A 20,402-nucleotide genomic window follows, 5' to 3' on the forward strand; every position below is an offset into this window, starting at 1 on the left:
CGCGACCTGGCCTTGACCTCAGCCGAGGACGGCCAGGTCGGCGGTGACCCGGTTACGGATGTGGTCGATCACCGCGTAGAGGTCGTCGCAGTACGCCGACGGATGGTCGAACGACCCGTCCCGGTACCGGTGCGCCCGCAGTCCACCGGCACACACCGCGAAGACCGGGCACTCCAGGCAGGTCGCCGACGGTGGGGCCGGCGCGCCGACCCGGGCCAGCACGTCGTCCAGGGAGTGCCCGGCCACGCTCAGCCCGGTGACGGCGGCCCCGTCCGCGGTGGTCTTGAGCGAGTCGGTCTCCTCGTAGCTGCCGTCCGTCTCGATCACCACGATGCCGGGCTGTTCGCCGCCGATCGCCTCAGTGCTGCTCTCGCCGCCGAGCAGGCGCATCATCATCGACTCGAAGAGCCGGATCCGGGTTCCGGCGGGCGCGTCGTACCAGTGGTCGAAGACCGCGATCAACCATGCGGCGTACGTCATCGCCCCGGCCGGCCGGGGTGGCGGGGTGGTCCAGTTGCCGTGTGGCAGCAGCAGGTCGATGGCCGGCGGGTCGAAGGCCAGCAGGTCGCGGAGGACGGCCACCGGATCGTTGCGGACGTCGATGGTGCAGAGGATGCCGCCGTAGATGTCGCGGTGCTCCGGCCGGGCCAGGGCGCGCAGTCCGGCGGCGGCCCGGTCGTACGAGCCCCGCCCGCTGACGTAGACCCGGTGCCTGTCGTTGGCGGCGGCGCCACCGTCCAGGCTCACCCCGACGTGCACCCGATGCTCGTGGAAGATCTCCAGGTAGCGGTCGTCGAGCAGGATGCCGTTGGTCTGGATGCCGAAGTCCAGCCGGGTGCCGGCCGGGACCGCGGCCCGGAGTGTGGTCAGGGTGGCGGCGACCGCGTCGTGCCCGGCCAGCAGTGGTTCGCCGCCGTGCAGCACGACGGACAGATCGGTGAGTCGATGGCGTTCGGCGTGCTCGGCTATCCGCTCGGCGACCCGCAGACGGGTATCCTCACTCATCGTGACCGGCTGACGCATCCACCCCTGGTCCAGGCTGTGGTACACGTAGCAGTAGGTGCACGATAAGTTACATCGACTGTGCAGCTTCAACACGATCTGACGGACCGCTTCGGACACCCGGGCATCATTCCAGCCCGCGGCACCTCAGCACAGGACATCCCTCGATTCGGGCACCGACGTCACCCGGCCGCGACGGCGACTCCGACTTACCCTACATAGCGGGTTGATTCGGGCTCTTTTCCGATGTAAGACTGGAATCGCGAGCCGGAGTCCCGGACCTCCTGGAAGCAGCGGGCCACCACGCTACCGAGGACCGGCCTCTGCTGCGTCAGGGCCGGCATCGACTGGAGCGCGCGCATCGCCAAGACCTCGAGTCCACCATCTGTATCGCCACGCATGATCGAACCTCGCTGAGACCCGGGATAGGTTGATTCGGCGGAGCTGGTGAAACAGTCAGTTCGAGTAGATCACATGACGCATTCCGCCGTGCCCGAATCGTAGTCAGCGGCCGGATAGTGATCAAGAGTGGACCCTTGAACGGCAAATCGCATAAGTCCTGCTAAATCCGATATGTGAGCCCAGGTCATGTCCGACTAAGTACTCCAAATCGCCCATTCGTGCACCAGTCCGCGGACAACTTGCCTCGTCAGATCGAGGGTGGGGTGATGTCGCAGTTGAGACGGCGTCTCTCTCTTATCGCCACCACGTTCGGGTGTTCCCGCCCGAGCACCTCCACGGCCCGGGCGATCACATCGGTCCGCAGATCGCTCGCGCCCCGCTCGTCCCCGGCCACCCGGCGGCTGATGGCGACGTTGTTGGCGGCCGCGATGCTGTCCGGGTTGGTCGGCCCGAGCACCTCGATCATCGCCCGGTAGGTCTCCTCGTCCAGGTCCAGCGCGGCGGCGTACTCCCCGGCCTCGAACAGTTCGTTGGCCAGGTTGACCTGGGTCGACAGGGTGTACGGGTGCTCCTGACCGACTGTCGCGCGGAACCGCCCGAGGATGCTCTCGGTCAGCGCGCGGGACTCGGTCAGCCCACCGGCCTGCCGGGTGAAGACGGCGACGTTGTTCAGCCCGGCCAGAACGAACGGGTGGTTCTCCGGATAGGCCCGGCGCAACCCGCTGGCCGCCTGCTCCGCGGACCGCCGCGCCTCGGCGAAGTGGCTCAGCGCGGACTCCTCGCAGGCCCGGTTCATCAGGCAGGACAGGGCTTCCGGGTGGTTCAGGCCGAGGGTGTCGCGGTACCGGCGCAGGGTGTCGTCGGTCAGCGCCCGGGCGGCCGCGAACTCGCCCAGTTTGCGCAGCGTGGTGGCGAGGCTGCGGGCGTACCGCAGGGATGGCAGGCTGTTCTCGCCAAGCGTCTCCCGGGACATCGCGAGGGTGGTCTCCAGCAGCTCCCGGGCCTCCCGGAACCGGCCGACCGCGCGCAGGTCGTGAGCGTAGTTGTCGGCGGAGCTGAGCGTGTTGCGGTGACCCGGCCCGTTCACCCGCCGGCCCCGGGTGTAGACCTCCTCGTCGATGTCGAGGGCCCGGCTGAAACTCCCGATCAGCCGAAGTGACAGCCCGACGTTGTTGGCCGCCATCAGGGTGCGCGAGTGGTCCTCACCGAAGATCTCGGTGGCCATCCGGGAGGCCTCCTCGGACCGCATCAGCGCCTCCGGGTAGCGGCCCAGCGCGCACAGGTCGGCACCGAGACCGCCGGCCACCATCACGGTGTACGGGTGATCCGGCCCGACCAGCTGGTTGAGCAGCTCGAACGCGCGGTTGTCCAGCTCGTACGCGTCCTCGAAGCGGGCCTGCAGGCGCAGCACGTTGGCCAGGGTGAAATTCATCAGCAGGGTGGTCGAGTCGTCGCCGAAACGGTCCCGCCAGCTGGCCAGCGCGTCCTCGGCCAGCTGCTGACTGCTGGAGAAGTCCCCCGCCTGGTAGAGGTAGCGGGCGACCTCGACGACCAGCTGCCGGACCGCCGGGTCCTCGGACTCCAGCGCGCCACAGTGCCGCAGGTGGGGCCAGAGAGTGGCGTACGCCGGATGGTTGTCCTGGACGTCCGGGTCGCCGCGGTCGTAGGACGCGAGCACCAGTTGCACGTCGATCCGGTTCTGCGCGCGGGCCTCCGGGCCGAGGCTGTTGCTGATCACCGCCTGCACCAGCCGGTGGATCTGGATGCTGGTCTGTGCGGTGTTGGTGGTGGCCAGCGCGTACCGGCCGATCTCGCGGATCAGCCGGCCCTGCAGGATCGGGTCGCGCAGGGTGGGGTCCAGCGGCAGCAGCACCTGGGTCATCCGGCTGCTGTAGATCAGCTTGGTGGAGATCGGCTCGGGCGCGAAGAAGGCGCACACCTCCAGCAGCATCGCCGCCGCCGGGGTCCGCTCGCGGAGCCGTTCCAGCGACAGCAGCCAGGTCGCGGCGGTGGTCTTCTCGTAGCCGAGCGGCGGGTTCTCGTCGAGCATCCGCAGCAGCTGGGTGTCCAGCAGCTCCAGGTACTGCGGCACGTCCATCGCCGTGGTGTTCAGCCAGGAGGCCGCCTGCTCGATGGCCAGCGGCAGGTCACCGAGCCGGTCGGCCACCTGTTCGGCGTCGGCGCGGCTCAGGTTGCGCACCCGGCGGGTCAGCAGCGCGACCGATTCGGCCCGGTCGAACACGCCCAGCTGGACCGCCCGCGCCTCCTGGTTCCACGCCTGGTTGCGCGAGGTCAGCAGGATGTGCCCGGCGCCCTGCGGGATGATGTCCCGGATCGACTCCGGCTGGTCCACGTTGTCGAAGATCAACAGCCATCGCTGGTACGGGCGCCCCTGCCGGAGTGCCTCACCGACGATCCGCACCGATTCGTCGAGGTTCTCGCCCCGTTCCAGGTGCAGCTCGCGCCCCAGATCGGCGAGTGCCGACCGGGCCAGGTGCGGCTGTTCGGCGGAGATCCACCAGACCATGTCGTAGTTGGCGGCGAACCGGTGCGCGTACTCGATGGCCAGCTGCGTCTTGCCGACACCGCCGAGCCCGAACAGCGCCTGCGGGACCACCGCCGTCACGCTCGCCGACAGCCGGTCCCGCAGCTGTTCCAGCACCACGCCGCGGCCGGTGAAGTCGGTGTTGCGCTGCGGCACGTTCCAGACCGGCGGCAGGGTGCCCGGGAACCGCGGGCCGGTCCGGGTCCCGTGCGCCGGGCCCGGTGTGGTGCCGACCGCGGCGGCCAGCAGCTCGCGGGCCCGCTCGGCGGACGTGCCGGTCAGGTCGGTGGCGATCCGGCCGTTGTACGGCGGCTCCAGGCGGGTGCCGTCGATCCGGATCGGGGTGAGCAGCTTCCGGCTACCGGTCTCCTGCCGGATGATCCGCCGCCACACCGACAGCGCGTGCGGCGAGTTGAGCATGTCCCGGGAGAGCAGGAACAGCGCGTACCGGGCGCCGGCCAGCCCGCGGTCCAGCTCGGCCTCGAAGTCGGTGCTGCCGGCGAACTCGGCGTCGGACAGCATCGGCCGCAACCCGACCGCGGTCAGCTCGGCCGAGATCCACTCGGCCCACATCCGGTCCGGTGGGGCGTAGCTGACCAGCACCTCGGACGAGACGGCCGGCCGGCGTCGCTCGAACTGGGCGAGCCAGTCCCGGCGCAGCTTGTCGTCCATCGGTTCGAGCCGCCGCACCCGGCCCATGGTGATCCAGCCGGCCAGCCGTTCGTACGCGGCGAGCAGCGAGTTCTCCAGCATCGGGCGGTCGGCGAACGGCGCGAGGGTCTCCTCGTACGCGAAGAAGGCCTTGTAGGGGATCTCCACGTCACCCCAGTAGCGTTCGAACGCCTCGCCCGCCGCGTTCAGGAACGGCCGGAACTCGCTGCGCGCGTAGTCCCGCCCGGCGTCGAGTTTGAGCTGCTCGGCGTCCTCCACCCGCATCGGCACCGGAAGCATCCGGACCGGGTGCCGATCGCGCTGGGCGGTGATCGACTGGGCCACCGAGACCGCGCCGTCGATGCTCTGGGTGCTCAGGGTGAAGCAGTTGACCACGGTGTCCGGCAGCTGGACGGTGCAGATGCCGGCGCTGTCGCTGAGACCGGTCCGGCTGTCGATCAGGATGTAGTCGTAGTGCCGTCGCATGTTCTGCGCCAGCGCGTCGATGAACGCGCCGCCGCCCAGCCGGTCCCAGAAGCTGGCCCAGTCGAAGGTGCTGACCCGGCGGGCGTACGACCGGTCCTGCTGGCCGGCCGACAGCAGGTCGATGCCGGCCCCGTCGGGGAACCCGGACCAGGTCAGCGACACCGCGTAGTCGAGCACCGCGGCGCGCTCCAGGATCCAGTCGTCCTCCTCGCCGTGTCCCGGTTCGACGGCGGCGGCCGCGTAGTCGCGGATCATGTCGATCACGCCGGGTGAGGCGGTCAGGCCCTTGTCGACCAGGAACGGGTGCAGGTACCGGTGCAGGCCGGGCGACTCCAGGTCCCAGTCGACGACCAGCACCCGGAGCCCGTTGGCGGCCAGCAGCCAGGCCGTGTTGGCCACCGCCATGGTGCGCCCGGTGCCACCTTTGTAGGAGTAGAACGTCACGATGTGCCCGTTGCTGCTCATCTAGGGTCCTTCGAGGATCGGTCGCTCGGCCGTAGCGGGGGGCAGAGGACGGCGGATCACCGGGTCGGCGAAGATCCGGTTGCGGGACTCGGCGAGGACCGTCTGCAGTTCCGGCTCGAAGTTCGACAGGTCGAGGACACGCCACCGGAACCGGGAGTCCTCCCGCTGGTTCCAGTTGCCGGGGAAGGTCTCCCGGACCGAGTCGGCCAGCGCCATGCTATTGCGGTGGCTCTCGTCGTCGGCGCTGTTCACCGGGATCATCACCGCGGCCGGGCGCTCGGCGCGTTCGTCGTACTCCCGCAGGATCTCCCGGTTGCGCGGGATCCGGGTGCTCCAGGCGTCCACCAGGATCACCACGACCTGGTTGTTGTCCCGGGCCTCGGCCAGGGTCTCGTCGAGCTTCTCCACCGGGATCACCCGGGACTCCAGATCGGCGCGGAACGCGACCTTGGCGGCGTAGGCGACTATCGGCTCCGGCGAGTGCGGACGGTACGGCGCCCAGTCGGCCGGCTCGGCGCCGTAGTAGGAGACGTCGTTGCGCCCGACCGGCGGCTGGCCGGCCGCCTCGCTGGTCGGCGCGGACACCACGAAGTGCACCCGGTTGGCGCTGCTGGCCACCGGGTGTGAGTTGACCACCGGCGGGGGTGGGCGCAGCGCGGGCAGGTCGGCCGGGAGCGGAAACGCACTGGGTACGTTGTGCCAGTCCAGATCCCGGGGCCCGTCCTGCAAGGGGTCGGAGTGCGCGGCGTCGACTATCCGGGTGGCCAGCCGGGTGACGAATTCCAGGTAGTCGTCCCGGTTGCGGGTCAGGCGCATCAGCTGGCGGATGCCCGGGTTGGGCTGCTGGCCGTCGAGCTGGGGTTCGACGAAGTACTGCAGGCGGGCCGCGAACTCCGGCATCAGCTTGGACGGCAGCCAGCGCAGCGGGATCAGGGTGGACGGGCGGGTCCGGTGGACCTGCTCGTGCAGGCGGATCCGGGAGTCGAAGATCGCCCACTCCCGGCCGCAGGGCTCGCTCAGGAAGAAGCGTGGCGAGCAGAGCGGCAGGAACGAGCGGCACCGGGAGAGGGCGTCGACCAGGGTCGCGGCCCAGACGTCGCCGGGCTCGATGCTCTCGTTGTCGAGAAAGCCGACCTCGTCGCTCTCCCGTAATCCGGCGAGAAGGCGCACCTCGACACAGAGATCAGTGAAGAAGTTGCGCACGTAGGTGTCGTCGCTCCCGCGAGCGTAACTGAGGAAGAAGTACAGCACGCGTTCTCCGGCAAAGGTTGGAACCCCGGCGGCGGACGGTGCCGCGTAACGGACAGTATATTGATCCCGACAATTAGTGAACAGTACGGCCGTACAAAAGTCGTTGTCGGATTTTCATCCCCGGAAAGCGGGAATCCCGGCATTTGCCGGACTGTGCCCTTCACGCTTTGGGGTGATCTTCGTAAAGCGGCCGGAGGATTACTTCGCGACTTTCGTGATGTCACAATCCGCTGATGGTGGTCAACTACGCAGGACCGGCACCACAAACGCGGGAATCGGTTTCGGACGACCTGCGGGCACTCGGCGTCCGGCCCGGCGGCATCCTGCTGATCCACACGTCGCTGAGCTCCCTCGGCTGGGTCAGCGGCGGCGCGCTCACCGTCGTGCACGCGCTGCTCGACGTGCTCGGCCCGGACGGCACCCTGGTGGTGCCCAGCCAGACCGCCGACAACCGGGACCCGTCGACCTGGGTCCCGCGCCCGCCCGAGGCCTGGTGGCCGGCCATCCGCGACACGCTGCCCGGCTTCGATCCGGAGCGCAGCCCGAGCGTCCGGGTCGGGGTGATCACCGAGCAGGTGCGCACCTGGCCGGGCGCGGTCCGCAGCACCCACCCGCAGACCTCGTTCGCCGCCGTCGGGCCCCGGGCGGCCGAACTGATGGGCCGCCACGACACCGACTGTCACCTCGGCGAGGCGTCCCCGCTCGCCGCACTCGACGCGGCCGGCGCGGACACCCTGCTGCTGGGGGTCGGTTTCGCCCGGGCCACCGCGTTCCACCTGGCCGAGTACCGGCAGCCGGCGCCCGTGTGGCGGACCTACGCGTGCGCGGTCCGCACCCCGGACGGCGGGCGGCGCTGGCTGGAGTACCGGGACGTGGTGCTGGACGACCGGGACTTCGCCGACCTGGGCCGGGACTTCGAACGGGAGACCGACGCGGTGACCACCGGCCGGGTGGGCCGGGCCGAGTGCCGGCTGTTCGCCGTTCCGGACGCGGTCAAGTACGCCACCGGGTGGTTCAGCCGAATCCGCGACGCCGGCGCCGGCGCAGATCCACGGTGAGCCGTTCGTGCACGTGCGCGATCAGGCTGTACAGGTCGGGGCAGTAGACGCTGCGGTTGGCGAAGCCGGTGCCGTCGAAGCGGTGCGCGTACAGGCCGCCGCCGCAGACCCGGACCACCGGGCAGACCCGGCACTCGGCGCCCAGGCCGGCCAGCCCGGACCGGCGGGCCCGGATGCCCGGGTGCCCGGCGGCCTGTTCCAGCGAGGCGGTGAGCAGGTGCAACCCGGTCTCGGCGGCCCCCTCGGCGGCGGTCTTGAGGATGTCGCTCTGCTCGATCGAGCCGTCCGTCTCCACGGTGACGATGTCGATCGGGTCGAGACCCAGCGCCTCGGTGCCGCTGTGCCCGCCGAGCAGCAGGTCGAGCAGGCTCTCGAAGAGCCGGATCCGGGTCTCCACCCGGGGCGCGCCGTACCACCTGTCGAACACCGCGGTCAGCCACGGCCCGTAGGCCGACCGGCGCTCGTCCACCGGGCGGCCGGGCGGCGGGCTGACCCGGTTCCCGTGCGGCAGGAGCAGATCAAGAGCGGGCGGCTCGTACGACAGCAGATGCTCGTAGGTCTCGACCGGATCGCTGCCGGCGTCGATCGTGCACAGGATCCCGGCGTAGAGATGGCGGAACCGGTCGCCACGCAGCAGGCCCAGCGCCCGGACCACGGCGGGATGGCTGCTGCGCCCGCCGGCGAACCGCCGGTGCCGGTCGTTGGTGGCCCGGGAGCCGTCCAGGCTGATCCCGATCCGGACGTCCTCGTCGGCGAAGACCCGCAGCGCCCGCTCGTCGAGCAGCACCCCGTTGGTCTGGACGGTGAACCGCACCCCGGTCCCGGACGGGACCTCGGCCCGGACGGTCCGCACCAGGTAGGTGAGGAAGTCCAGCCCGGCCAGCAGCGGCTCACCACCGTGCAGGATCACCCGCAGGTCCCGCAGATCGTGTGCCGCGGCGTGCTCGGCGAGGCGCCGGGCCAGCACCTCGGCGGTGGGCCGGCTCATCGCCGCGGGTTTGCGCCGCCAGCTCTGATCGTGATGCTGATAGACGTAGCAGTAGTCGCAGGCCAGGTTGCATCTGCCGTGCACCTTGACGACGACGTCGCGGAAGGGCCGCTCTCTCTCCGCCGCCCAGGTCACCCCGGGGCGCTGTCCGGGCCGTCGGGCGCCGCGCTCTGGAACTCGGAGGTGTGGTCACCGTCGCGGACCCGCCGCAGGGCCGCGCCGAGGGCGGCGTCCAGCTCCGGGTCGAGCGGGCCGGTAAGCAGCGCGCCGAACTCGTCGGGGAGATCCGGCAGCGCGGTCCGCACGATCGGATCGTCAAAGGCGCGCATCGACATCCACTCCCCGGTTGAACGGCTTTCCCGAGCCCGATCGTCCAGCATCAAGCTATAGATCGACGTCGACTGAATGTCAATTCCATCAGCCGATGCCGCATCACACTTCGAACGCAAAATTAGCTGCTTGACAGTCCTGCCGACCATTAAGCCTCTATCGTGGGTGTTCTCGCTGACTTCACCGGGACGGGAGGTGGACGCGGTGCTCGGTCCCGGTATCCCCGGCCGCGTCCGCCTCGATCGGATCATGTCCGGGCGCACTGTCGGAATGGCGACAGAAAGATGACGCGGCGGGCCTTTATCGTCCTCCGCATGCCCGAGCCGGTGACGATGTGATGCGTGATCCCACCGTGGACGCATCCGCGGCGCCGGCGGAGCACGTGCCCTATTTCCTGATCAGTCATGTGCGCGGCGACGACGACACCTATGTCGAGGAGTTCTTCCGGGATCTCAGCCGCGAGGTGGCCACCCGGTCCGGTCCGGGCCGGCGGACCGCGGCCGGAGTGCTCGCCACCGACCTCGAGCCCGGCGCCGACACCTGGCCGCCCGCCGACGCCCCCGCACTGGCCACCTGCCAGACCCTGCTGCCGCTCTGCTCACCCCGCCTGCTGCTGAACACCAGCGCCGGCCGGCACTGGTGGATCTTCCAGGAGCGGTTGCGCCGCTTCCGGGACGAGACCGGCCGGACCGCGCCGTCACTGATCCCACTGCGCTGGTCAGCGGTGCGGGACCTGCCGAGCGGCTTCCCGGAGTTCGCCGCCGTCGACCCGGCCGACCCGCGCCGCCCGTTGCGGCAGTTCGTGCGCCTGCGGTCGATGCGCTCGCAGTACCGTGCGTTCGTCCGCGCGCTGGCCGACCGGGTGGTGGAGACCGCCGGCCGGCATCCGCTGCGCGACTACTGGCCGCTGCCGGTCCCGTCCCGCACCCCCAACGCGTTCGCGCCGCCCGAGTCCGGCGACGACGGGCCGGCTCTGACCCGCGGCAGCCGCAACGTGCGGTTCGTGGTGGCCGCCGGCTCCCGCGACGACATGGAGCAGATCCGGGCGCAGGTCGACTACTACGGCAAGGACGCGACCGAGTGGGCGCCCTACCGCCCGCTGCACCCACAGCCGCTGATCGACCAGGCCCAGGCGGTCGCGGCCGGGCGGATGTTCGGCTCCGAGGTGGCCGACCTGAAGGACCTGCGGCGCACCCTGGACCAGGCCCGGGAGGCCAACGACCTGGTCGTCCTGCTGGTGGATCCGTGGTCCACCCGGCTGCCGGACAGCCGCCGCCGGCTGACCGAGGCGGACCTCTCCGGGCTGGCCGACGCCGCCGTGCTGGTCCCGGTCAACAGCGCCGATCCGGAGAGTGACCTGAGCCGCGACGAGCTGCTCTTCGACGTACGGCAGACGCTCGGCCGGTTCCTCGGCCAGTCCGGCGCGCTCTACCTCGGGCGGCTCCCGACGCCGGAGAGTTTCGGCAGACAGCTGGTCGAGGCCTTGGAGGAGGGACAGAACCGGCTCTACCGCAACGGCCATCCGCCGTCCGGCACCGAGCAGTCGGAACGGCCAATCCTGCGGGGTCCCTGAGAGGTGTCCATGACTAGCGCAGCCGACAACCGGACATCCGGGCAGATCGTCACGTTCTACTCGTACAAGGGCGGCACCGGCCGGACCATGGCGCTGGCCAACATCGCGTGGATCCTGGCCGCCAACGGCTACCGGGTGCTCACCGTCGACTGGGACCTGGAGTCACCCGGCCTGCACCGCTACTTCCACCCGTTCCTGCGGGACAAGAACCTGCGTGAGACCGACGGTGTGATCGAGATGATCCGCCGGTTCTCCGACGCGGCGATGGGTGGTGACGAGGATCCGCTGGAGATCACCGACTTCCGTGAATACACCGTGTCGCTGGAGTGGGACTTCGGCACCGGGCGACTGGACTTCCTGGGCGCCGGGCGGCAGGGCCCGCCGTACTCGAAGATCGTCAGCACCTTCGGCTGGGACGCGTTCTGGCGGGCCCGGGGCAGCGAGTTCTTCCCCGAGCTGCGCCGGCGGATGCTCGGCGAGTACGACTTCGTCCTGATCGACAGCCGCACCGGGCTGAGTGACACGGCCGGCATCTGCACCGTCGAGATGCCGGACACCGTGGTCACCTGCTTCACCCTGAACACCCAGAGCATCGAGGGCTCGGCGGCGGTGTCCAAGTCGATCGTGCGGGCCCGGGAGGCGCGCGGCGGCCGGCTGCCCCGGGTGCTGCCGGTGCCGACCCGGGTCGAGGACGGCGAGCAGCGCCGGCTGGAGCGCGGCCGGGCGTACGCGTACCGGATGTTCGCGCCGTTGATGGCCCAGTCCGGCGTCCACGACCCGGAGGAGTACTGGGGCTCGATCGAGCTGCCGTACCGCGCCTACTACGCGTACGAGGAGATCCTCGCGACCTTCGGCGACCAGCCGAACCTGGAGAACTCGCTGCTCGCCCCGTACCTCCGCCTGGCCCGCCGGATCGCCGGCCCGCAGCTGGCGGCACTGCCCATCGAGGACAGTGTGCGACAGCGCTACCTGCGGATGTTCGAGCGCTCCGACCCGGTCGAGCCGAACCGCATCCTGATCAACTACGTGCCGCTGGACCGGATCTACGCCGAATGGCTGCGGGAGCGGCTGCTGCGCAGCGGCCACAACCCGCAGCTCCACTTCGCCGGGGCGGAAGCACCGAACCTGGACGCGTTCGACCGGGCGGTCACGCTGATCTCCCGCGACTACGACACGTTCCCGGAGAACGACCGGCTGGCCGACGCCCTGCACCGCCGCAGTGGGGAGGCCGGCGACTTCGCCGTCCTGCTCCAGACCGGTTCGGTGCCACTCCCGGCCGCCCTGCGCCGTTATCCGAACGTGGACCTGACCAGGATCGGCAACGACCGTGCGCTCGACGTCGTGCTCGACGCTCTGAAAATCCAGGCCGACCCGGGCCATACCCCGTCGCAGGACGCCGACGGGCACATCCGCTACCCACGTCTGCAAGCGAAGTACTGGAACCTCCAGCTGGTCCGCAACGCCAGCTTCTCCGGACGGCACAAGCTGCTGGAGGCACTCCGCGACCAGCTGGCGGCGGCCGACCCGGCGGAGGGTGGCCGGGTCGCCCTGGAGGGCATCAACGGTGTCGGGAAGACCCAGATCGCCCTGGAGTACGCCCACCGCTTCGCCGCCGCGTACGACATCGTGTGGTGGATCTCCGCGGTGCAGACCGACCGGGTCCGCACCAGCCTCGCCGAGCTGGCCGAGCGTCTGGGGCTGCCGGGCAACGCCGAGGAGCGGGTGCTCGCGGTCCGGGAGATGCTGCGCAAGGGTGAGCCGTCGTCGCGCTGGCTGATCGTGCTGGACAACGCCGACTCCCCGGAGGACCTGCACGACGTCATCCCGGCCGGCACCGGGCACGTGATCATCACGTCGCGCAACCCGCACTGGTCCGAGAAATACCATGTGCCCCGGCTGGACGTCGAGGTCTTCGCCCGTGGCGAGAGCGTGGAGCTGCTGCAACGGCGGGTGCGCGGGCTGACCGCCGCGGACGCCGACCGGATCGCCGACGCGCTCGGCGACCTGCCGCTGGCGCTCGAACAGGCCGCCGCCTGGCTCTCTCTGACCGGTTCCACCCCGGACGACTACCTGGCCGAGCTGCGCGGCCGGACCGCGCAGGTGCTCGACCAGCAGGCGCCGCCCAACCAGCCGTCCACCACGGCCAGCGTCCGGCTGTCGTACGAGCGGCTGGCCTCGGAGAGCCCGGCCGCCGCCCGGCTGCTGCGCCTGTTCGCGTTCCTGGCGCCGGAGGCGATCCCGTTCCGGCTGCTGGAGAGCGAACGGCTCTCCGACCACCTGGCCGAGATCGACCCGACCATGCACGATCCGCTGCTGCAGCGGACGCTGATCAGCGTGATCGGCCGGTACGCGCTGGCCCGGGTCAACACCTCTCCCGGTGGCGGCGCGGTGGTGCACCGGCTCACCCAGCGGATCATCCGGGACGGGCTGAGCCCCGAGGAGCAGCGGGCCACCAGCGCCGAGCTCTGGCGCATCCTGGCCGGGGTCCGGCGCGGCCCCCGGGAGGACCGCGACAACTGGCCGGTCTACGAGGAGCTGCGGGCCCACCTGGAGGCCACCGGCGCGGTCGACGCGCCCCGCGACGACGTCCGGCGGCTGTTCCTGGACCTGGCCAGCTATCTGCGCAACCGCAACGACTTCGGCGGCGCCGAGGACCTGGCCACCCGGGTCTACGACAGGTGGGTCGAGCTGCACGGTAAGGACGACACGCTCACCCTGCGGCTCCAGTCCGAGCTGGGCAACATCCTGCGCTCGTCCGGGCAGGCCCGCCGGGCGTACGAGATCGACCTCGACGTGGTGGAGCGGATGACCAAGGCGCCCGGCCTCGGCGAGACGCACGCCTACACCCTGATGGCGACCACCGGCCTGGCCGCCTCGCTGCGCGCGCTCGGCGAGTTCGGCCGGGCCCGGGAACTGGACGAGCGCAACGCGCCGCGGACCCGGGAGGCGTTCGGGCCGAGCCACGAGCGCACCATCATGCAGCAGAACAACCTGGCCCTGTCGATCCGGCTCACCGGTGACTTCGCCGCCGCGCTGGCCGGGCAGGAGGAGGTGATCGCGAGCTATCCGCGGCACGCCTTCACCTCGAACGACTACCGCATCCCGACCAGCCAGGACAACATCGCCGGGCTGCTGCGGGCCACCGGCCGCCAGCGGGCCGCGCTGGAGCAGCTGGAACCGCTCTTCGAGGGCCAGCGCGGCCGGGCCGAGGACGCCATCCTGACCTGGCGGATCGCCACCAACCTGGCCGGGGTGCTGCGGCTGGTCGGCGAGTCCCTCCGCGGGTACGCCCTGGCCGACGAGGCCTACGACCGGCTGGTCACGCTGGGCGGCCCGCAGCATCCCGACACCATCGCGGCCGAACTGGAGCTGGCCTGCGCGATGTGGTGGTCGGGCCGGTCCGGCGAGGGCCGCAAACACGCCCAGCGGGTGCACGACTACTTCCGGGACCGGCACAATCCGCGCCACCCGTTCCGGCTCGCCGCGCTGGCCAACCTGGCGATGATCGAGCGCGCCCACGGGGACCTGACCGGGTCCCGGGAACGGGCCGAGGAGGCGGCCACCGGGCTGCTGTCGGTGCTCGGCCCGGCCCACCCGCACACCCTGATCGCGCAGATGAGCGTGGCCACCGGGCGGTTCAAGGGCGGGGCCGTCGAGGAGGCGTACCTCCTGGACGTGGACGTGGTGCGCCGTCTCACCGACCGGCTCGGCGAGCGGCACCCGACCACCCTGGCCGCCGAGGTCAATCTGGCCCTGAGCGCCCGGGAGCGCCGGGACGGCCCGCAGGCGCGCGCCGAACTGCCCCGGGTCCAGGAGCGGTGCGCGGAGTTCCTGGGGGCGTCCCACCCGTACACGATCGCCGCCACCGAGGCCCGCCGGATCGACGTGGACATCGAGCTGCCACCCACCTGACCGGTCAGCCGGCCGACCAGCGCAGCAGCTCGCGGGGGTCGGCCGGGCGCACCACCGGGTAGAGATCCCGGGCCACCTCCGGCCGGGTGGTGTGGTCCACCGCCACGGCCAGGCCGGCCCAGTCGTCGTCGGTGCCCTGACCGGCCCGGATCCGCCGCGCGAACTGCTCGGCGGCGGCCCGGTCGGCACCGGCGAGCAGTTCCCGGTCGCCGTCGGTGACCGGGCCGCCGTGGATCGCGGCCAGGATCCGCACCCGCGCCCCACCGGCTCGGCCCACCCGGATCCCGCCCTCCGACGAGGGCGCCGGGTCGCCCGCCCGCCAGGCGGTGACCAGGGCGGACGTGGCCTCCTCGGGCAGCGCGCGGACGCCGAGACGCCACACCAGCTCGCTGACCCGGGTGCACACCTGGACCGCGTGCCGGTCGGCGGCCGGCACCGGATCGGCCGCCCAGCCGTCCAGGGTGGCCCGCATCCCGGCGACGAATCGCTCGCCGTCGGCGGTCAGCTCGCCGGATCCGGCCAGGGTGGCCGCCGCCCGCGCGGTCTGCCCGTGCCAGTAGGCGAACTGCCGGACGTCGCGTCCCCGCCAGAACTCGGCGACACCGAGATGCGCGTACGTGCCCTGCAGCAGTGACCGGACCGGGCGGAGATCACCACGCCACGGCGCGTGGTGGCGGGGCCGGCCGTCACCCCGGGTGAGGTCGACCAGGTCGAGCAGGGCGTCGAGTTTGAGGTGCTGGGTCTCGTGCAGCACCAGGCGGGCCAGCGCCGCCGGGGTGGCCGGTGGGGCGATGGCGATCGACCCGTTGGCCCGGTTGCTGACACCGCTGCGCTCACCGGGCCCCTCCGCCGGGGCGAGTGGGACGAACGACCGGAGCAGTGCCCGGACCGCCCGCGCGTGGGCCGGATGGTCGCGGGCCAGCAGCTGCCAGGCCGCGCGCCATTGGACGGCGAACCGGTCCGGGTCGGCCATCCGGTCGGCCACCGGTTCGGCGTAGCGGTCGCGATAGCGGTCCCGGTCGTCGATCACCACGACCGGGCCGTCCACATCGGTCAGATCGAGCCGGTGGAGAGACCGCATCGGCACCGGCTCACCGTTAGCGGTGAACCGGCTCCCGTCGAAGACCAGCCGGGCCGGACCGGCGTCGATCAGCCCGAGCCCCGGCAGGTGCAGCGCGCCGGTGACGTCCACAGTGAACGGCAGCCCGGCGCGCACCGCACCGGCCGCCGCCAGTTCGAGCAGGTAGCCGACGTCCGGACGGTCCGGGAACCCGGCCGCCCAGGCGTCCACCTGCGGATGGGTGAGCACCTCGCCGACCGCCGCGGCGGACCGCTCCAGGGCCCGCCGCAGCAGATCGACCGCGTCCTCGACCGGAAGGCCGAGCCGGCGGGCGTCGCGCACCGCACCCCAGAGCAGCAGCCGCCGCTTCGCCGCCCGGCCCGCCGCGAGGTGGGCGAGTGCCTGGTCGGAGCCGTGCCCGGACGCCAGACCGTCGAACTCGTCGACAGTCAACGGCAGCGTCCGCACGCCTCATCCTGGCATCGATCCGGTTACTTGGTGAAGGTCAGATACTGGTACGGCGTCCAGGTCGTGGTGTTCAGGCTGTCGCCCGAGTTCCCCTTCACGTACGCGGTCCGGAGCCGGAACTTGTAGCCCTGGAAGCCCTTGCCGACGATGTCGAACTTCTCGGTCGCCGGGTAGTAGCCGTTGGCCCAGGCCCGCCACTTGCCCCGGTAATGGAACTGCACCGAGACGTATGCCTTCCGAGGCTTCGGGGCGGCGGTCATCTTGATGGTGAACTTCGCCTTGTTCTTGACCCGGTAGTACCGGTAGGTCGTACCGCTGATCTTGCCGCTCTTGTAGTAGCCGCTCAGCTTCACCGACACGTTGACCTTGGTGCCGACGGTGGCGGTGACGGTCTTCGGGGCGGTCCGGGCGTCACCGGTGAACACCGCGGACACATAGGTGTTGCGGGTCAGCTTGAGGTTCGCCGACACGTGGCCGGTCTTGCTGACGGTGGCCCGCTTCAGCAGCCGTTTGCCCTGGTCGGCTCCGCTCGGGTCGGCCCAGATCTCGACGACCTTGTTCTTGTACGTGGTCCCGAGCCGCGCCGTGAACGTGACAGTCTTGCCGTACGCGTAAGTCTTGCCGTTGTTGGTCAGCGACAGCGACGTGGCCGTGCGGGAGACCGCGACCGACTTGGACGCCGTGATCGCCGACCGGGTGGCATCCCCGGCGTAGGCGGCCTTGTAGGTGACGGTGCCACCGGCCGAGGTGGTGTCGGTGAACGAGAACGACCCGTTGGCGGCGATCGTCTTGGTGCCCAGCGACTTGCCGTTCGGGTATTCGATGTCGGTGCGGGTGATGCTGACCGGGGTGCCGGCCGGCAGCGGCAGCGACGCGGTGAGCGAGCCGGTGACGGTGACCGCCTTGCCGCGGGTCGCCGACGCCGGCCCGGACAGCTTCAGCACCGGCTGCGACTTCTTCGGCTCGGTGTAGACCCGCAGGTGGTGGATCGCCGAGTAGTTGTCGGTGATCGCGAACAGCCGGTTGCCGCCCGGCTCCCAGGCCAGCGCCCGGTCGGCCACCTGGTCGTTGCCGGAGGAGACCGGGTCGGTGTGCGGAAGGGCGTAACTCCGGATCGGCGCGGTGCCGCCCGGCGCGAAGGTCTGCACCCGGTCGCCACCGGCCGCCACCGTGCCGTCCGACGCGACGGACACCGCCCGGACCCAGCCGTCGACCGGGTAGGAACCGATCGGCTCCAGGTCGGTGCTGCCGACGACGGTCACCGAGGACGCGTCGGCCGCCACCACCTGGCTGCCGTCCGGGCTGAACGCCACGGACCGGGTGTAGCCGTCGGTGACCCCGCGCGTTCCGGTCCTGGTGAAGGTGCCGCCGGACACGTTGTAGACGGCGACCCGCCCGCTGGAGGTGCCCGGGTCGAAGGCGGCGATCAGTCCGCTGTCACCCGGAGCGGAGGTCAGCTGGGGCGCGCCGGACCAGAGGCCGTAGGCCCCGGTGGTGTCCTGCTCCAACGTCACGACCGGATCGGTGCCGCTCAGGTCGAGCGAGCCGATGTTGCCACCGCCACCGGCCGACGGGAACGAGCCGAAGTCGTCGTAGGTGAACCAGAGCTTGCCACCCGCGTTCTCCAGCGCCAGCGGGTAGACACCGGCACCCAGCTGGTAGTGGACCGGTTCGGTGAGGGTGGCGGCCGCGAGCGCGACGATCTTCCCGCCGGATTCCAGCGCGCCGTAGAGCTTGTCGCCGTCGGAGGAGAGTGCCAGGCCGGCGATCCGGGGCAGACCGGTCGCGGTGGCGACGACGGTGCCGTCGTACCTGGTCGCGACGATCTTTCCGCTCTCCGGGTCGCTGACGATGACCCGCTGACGGGCCGCGTCCACGACCAGATCGCCGACGGACTTGATGGCCAGGGTCTTGCTGGAGTCGGCCAGCGCCGGCGTGGCGCCGAGCACAGTGGATCCCGTGAGTGCGGCCACGACGGCGGCACTGATCCTTCGGTTACGCATGCGATTCCCCGTGACACAGGACATCGGAGTCGATGTCACAGGGGACGCTACATCGAAGATCACCGTATGTGTCTCACCCGAACGGACGAACCGCTCCCGTTTCGTCGCGACGGGAGCGGTTCGGCCGGGGATCAGGAGGCGTAGGTCTCCAGCTCGGCCACCTTCGGCGTACCGGAGGAGCTGGTGATCTTGAGGGTCAGCTTGGTCAGCGACGTCGACGGGAAGGTCACCACGCCCGCCCCGGTGCCCGACTTCAGAACCGCGCCGGTGCTGCCGTTGACCAGCTGGAATCCGGTGATCCCGGAACCCACCACGTTCACCTTGGCGACCTTGGCGGCCGACGCCCACTTGACCGAGACCTCGCCGGTCGCGCCGTTCGGGGACCAGACGGTGCTGGTCTTGCCGTCGCGGACGTTGCCGTAGCTGGTGCCGCTCGCCTTGCTGGAACCGTCGGCGCCCGCGGTCAGGCTGAGGTTGGTGCCGGTCACCGGAGCGCCGGTCGTCGGAGCCGTGGTCGGGGCTGCCGTCGGGGCCGCCGTGGTCGGAGCCGCCGTCGGGGCCGCCGTGGTCGGAGCCGCCGTCGGGGCGGCCGTCGTCGGGGTCGCGGCCGGCGTGCACTTACCGTCCGACACCTTCAGGCCCTTGCCGGCGCCGGCCGTCGCCGCCACGATCGCCGGCACGCAGGACGCGCTGTCCAGGGTCGCGGTGTACGGCACGCTGACCGTGGTGGTGGAGGCCATGCTCGGGCCGGCCGGGTTGTACTCGCTGCCCTTCGCCGACCACTTCACGTTGTCCAGCACGTTGCCCGAGGTGTGCCAGGTGCCGGCCGCGCTGGTGTAGAAGGTGCCGAGGACGTCCTTGGAGTCCTCGAAGTAGTTGTTGTCCACCTTCGCCTTGGCGCCGGCCCGCGAGTTGATGCCCGACTCGTTCAGCTTCAGGTAGTGGTTGTTGAACATGTGCGCGACACCGCCACGCAGCAACGGCGTACGTGAATCGATGTTCTCGTATTTGTTGTGGTGGTAGGTGATGAAGCTGTTGCCGGTGTCGGTCTCGCTCGACCCGACCAGGCCACCACGGCCGGAATTGCGCAGGATGCTGTACGACAGGGTGACGAACCGGGTGTCGTCCTTCATGTCGAACAGGCCGTCGAAGCCCTCCGACTCGCCGCCGGACGCCTCCAGGGTGACGTGGTCGACCCAGACGTTGCGGACCGTGCTCTCCATGCTGATCGCGTCACCACCGTTGGACAGCGGCGAACCCGACTTCTTCACGTTCTTCACCGTCACGTTCTGGACGATGATGTTGCTGGAGTCCCGGATGTGGATGCCCAGCTGGTCGAAGACGGCGCCGCTGCCCACCCCGAGGATGGTGACGTTGCTGATGCCCTTGAGCTCGATCAGGCCGGCCGCGGTGTTGCAGCTCTTGCCGGAGACCTTGGCGGTGTTGGCGTGGTTGATCGTGCCCTGCACCTCGATGACGATGGGGGTGTCCACCGCGGCCCGGGTGCACAGCGCCTGATGGATCTGCGTCCCGGTGGTGGCCCGCACCACGGCGCCGCCGCTGCCGCCGCTGGTGCCGCCGTTGGCGCTGGCGAACCCGCTGGCCACGTTGGTGGCGGCCGAGGCGTTCTCCTGCGGCATGCCGAGCGCGATGCCCGCACCCACCGCGGCCACACCGGCGACGGCGGAGAACCGCAGAGCGGTAGATCGTTTCATCTGGCTTTCACCTGTTTCGTCTCGCATGCTGGGGACGAAACAGTGGTGTGTGACGGCGGCCGTTCGGTTGCCCTCGATCAACTGTGACAGCCGCCACAGCCGTTACCGCGGCGTGCGATAGGGGAAGAACAGGTACGCGAAATACAGCGCGGGCAGCACGTCGAGATTCGTCGGGAGAGCACCGCGCACCAGCAGGCCCGGATCCCGCGGCTGCGCCGGCCGGCCCCTGGTCCACATCAGCCGGGTGTCGACCTCACCCTCGACGATCCGGGCCCTCACCTTTCGACCGGCCCACCCGCACGAGGATCGGCGCGGCCACGACCAGGGCGAACCGGCCCGGGTCCCGCATCGGAACGCGGGACCCGAGCTTGTCGGACTTCAGCACGACGCCCCCGCAGACGATGATGTCGTCGCGCCTGCCGGGCTTGCCGCCACCACCGGAGCCGTCACTCCGCCGACCGGACGCATCGTCGAACGTCCGTGCTTTCAGTCG

Annotated in this window: 12 protein-coding genes; 3 read left to right on the forward strand and 9 right to left on the reverse strand. The window is 70.7% G+C overall.

Annotated features, from left to right (window positions below; genetic code table 11):
• Positions 1–18: 18 nt before the first annotated feature.
• The 3 genes from ACQ0O7_RS34120 to ACQ0O7_RS34130 all read right to left on the reverse strand — a co-directional run bounded on the left by ACQ0O7_RS34120 (position 19) and on the right by ACQ0O7_RS34130 (position 6,802).
• Positions 19–1,122 carry an FxsB family cyclophane-forming radical SAM/SPASM peptide maturase gene (locus ACQ0O7_RS34120; RefSeq protein WP_430788419.1) on the reverse strand — a complete coding sequence of 368 codons (1,104 nt, stop codon included), beginning with the start codon at positions 1,120–1,122 and terminating at the stop codon, positions 19–21.
• A 529-nt stretch (positions 1,123–1,651) separates the two neighbouring features.
• On the reverse strand, positions 1,652–5,551 hold the full coding sequence (gene fxsT, locus ACQ0O7_RS34125; RefSeq protein ID WP_430788421.1) for an FxSxx-COOH system tetratricopeptide repeat protein: 3,900 nt from the start codon (positions 5,549–5,551) through the stop codon (positions 1,652–1,654).
• The gene (locus ACQ0O7_RS34130; protein WP_430788423.1) at positions 5,552–6,802 is read right to left on the reverse strand and encodes a TIR-like protein FxsC; all 1,251 of its coding nucleotides are present in this window, start codon (positions 6,800–6,802) and stop codon (positions 5,552–5,554) included. It abuts the gene before it with no gap.
• A 233-nt stretch (positions 6,803–7,035) separates the two neighbouring features.
• Here ACQ0O7_RS34130 and ACQ0O7_RS34135 point away from each other — a divergent pair, with 233 nt between their 5' ends.
• Positions 7,036–7,860 carry an aminoglycoside N(3)-acetyltransferase gene (locus tag ACQ0O7_RS34135; RefSeq protein WP_430788425.1) on the forward strand — a complete coding sequence of 275 codons (825 nt, stop codon included), beginning with the start codon at positions 7,036–7,038 and terminating at the stop codon, positions 7,858–7,860.
• Here the strand turns inward: ACQ0O7_RS34135 and ACQ0O7_RS34140 are convergent.
• Together ACQ0O7_RS34140 and ACQ0O7_RS34145 are read right to left on the reverse strand one after the other, a co-directional pair.
• The gene (locus tag ACQ0O7_RS34140) at positions 7,817–8,983 is read right to left on the reverse strand and encodes an FxsB family cyclophane-forming radical SAM/SPASM peptide maturase (RefSeq protein WP_430788427.1); all 1,167 of its coding nucleotides are present in this window, start codon (positions 8,981–8,983) and stop codon (positions 7,817–7,819) included. The genes ACQ0O7_RS34135 and ACQ0O7_RS34140 overlap by 44 nt on opposite strands.
• Entirely contained in the window at positions 8,980–9,177 is a 198-nt protein-coding gene (locus ACQ0O7_RS34145) for a hypothetical protein (RefSeq protein WP_430788429.1), read from the reverse strand. Before ACQ0O7_RS34145 ends, ACQ0O7_RS34140 begins: the two co-directional genes overlap by 4 nt.
• A gap of 338 nt (positions 9,178–9,515) precedes the next feature.
• Between ACQ0O7_RS34145 and fsxC the strand changes: the two genes are divergently transcribed.
• Positions 9,516–10,751, forward strand: coding sequence for an FxsC protein (fsxC, locus tag ACQ0O7_RS34150; protein ID WP_430788431.1), 1,236 nt, complete (start codon positions 9,516–9,518; stop codon positions 10,749–10,751).
• Positions 10,752–10,760: 9 nt separating this feature from the next.
• Positions 10,761–14,663 carry an FxSxx-COOH system tetratricopeptide repeat protein gene (gene fxsT, locus ACQ0O7_RS34155; protein ID WP_430788433.1) on the forward strand — a complete coding sequence of 1,301 codons (3,903 nt, stop codon included), beginning with the start codon at positions 10,761–10,763 and terminating at the stop codon, positions 14,661–14,663.
• Positions 14,664–14,667: 4 nt separating this feature from the next.
• Here fxsT (ACQ0O7_RS34155) and ACQ0O7_RS34160 read toward each other — a convergent pair whose 3' ends face one another.
• From ACQ0O7_RS34160 to ACQ0O7_RS34175, 4 genes are all read right to left on the reverse strand, one after another.
• Positions 14,668–16,191 (reverse strand): aKG-HExxH-type peptide beta-hydroxylase, encoded by a 1,524-nt coding sequence (locus ACQ0O7_RS34160; protein WP_430788435.1) that lies wholly within the window; start codon positions 16,189–16,191, stop codon positions 14,668–14,670.
• Positions 16,192–16,214: 23 nt separating this feature from the next.
• Complete coding sequence (locus ACQ0O7_RS34165) at positions 16,215–18,164, reverse strand: hypothetical protein (protein ID WP_430788437.1); 1,950 nt, start codon at positions 18,162–18,164, stop codon at positions 16,215–16,217.
• Positions 18,165–18,325: 161 nt separating this feature from the next.
• Positions 18,326–19,909 (reverse strand): pectate lyase family protein, encoded by a 1,584-nt coding sequence (locus ACQ0O7_RS34170; protein ID WP_430788439.1) that lies wholly within the window; start codon positions 19,907–19,909, stop codon positions 18,326–18,328.
• Positions 19,910–20,011: 102 nt separating this feature from the next.
• Positions 20,012–20,188 (reverse strand): hypothetical protein, encoded by a 177-nt coding sequence (locus ACQ0O7_RS34175; protein ID WP_430788441.1) that lies wholly within the window; start codon positions 20,186–20,188, stop codon positions 20,012–20,014.
• Positions 20,189–20,402: the final 214 nt, after the last annotated feature.

Origin of the sequence: Actinoplanes sp. G11-F43 (assembly GCF_050589265.1) — a bacterium.
Lineage (GTDB): Bacteria > Actinomycetota > Actinomycetes > Mycobacteriales > Micromonosporaceae > Actinoplanes.

What these genes read in the sequence shown, in the direction of transcription:
- fxsT (WP_430788421.1), bottom strand. Translation starts at nt 5,551, where the DNA reads ATGAGCAGCAACGGGCACATCGTGACGTTCTACTCCTACAAAGGTGGC.
- ACQ0O7_RS34135 (WP_430788425.1), top strand. Translation starts at nt 7,036, where the DNA reads ATGGTGGTCAACTACGCAGGACCGGCACCACAAACGCGGGAATCGGTT.
- ACQ0O7_RS34145 (WP_430788429.1), bottom strand. Translation starts at nt 9,177, where the DNA reads ATGCGCGCCTTTGACGATCCGATCGTGCGGACCGCGCTGCCGGATCTC.
- fsxC (WP_430788431.1), top strand. Translation starts at nt 9,516, where the DNA reads ATGCGTGATCCCACCGTGGACGCATCCGCGGCGCCGGCGGAGCACGTG.
- fxsT (WP_430788433.1), top strand. Translation starts at nt 10,761, where the DNA reads ATGACTAGCGCAGCCGACAACCGGACATCCGGGCAGATCGTCACGTTC.
- ACQ0O7_RS34170 (WP_430788439.1), bottom strand. Translation starts at nt 19,909, where the DNA reads ATGAAACGATCTACCGCTCTGCGGTTCTCCGCCGTCGCCGGTGTGGCC.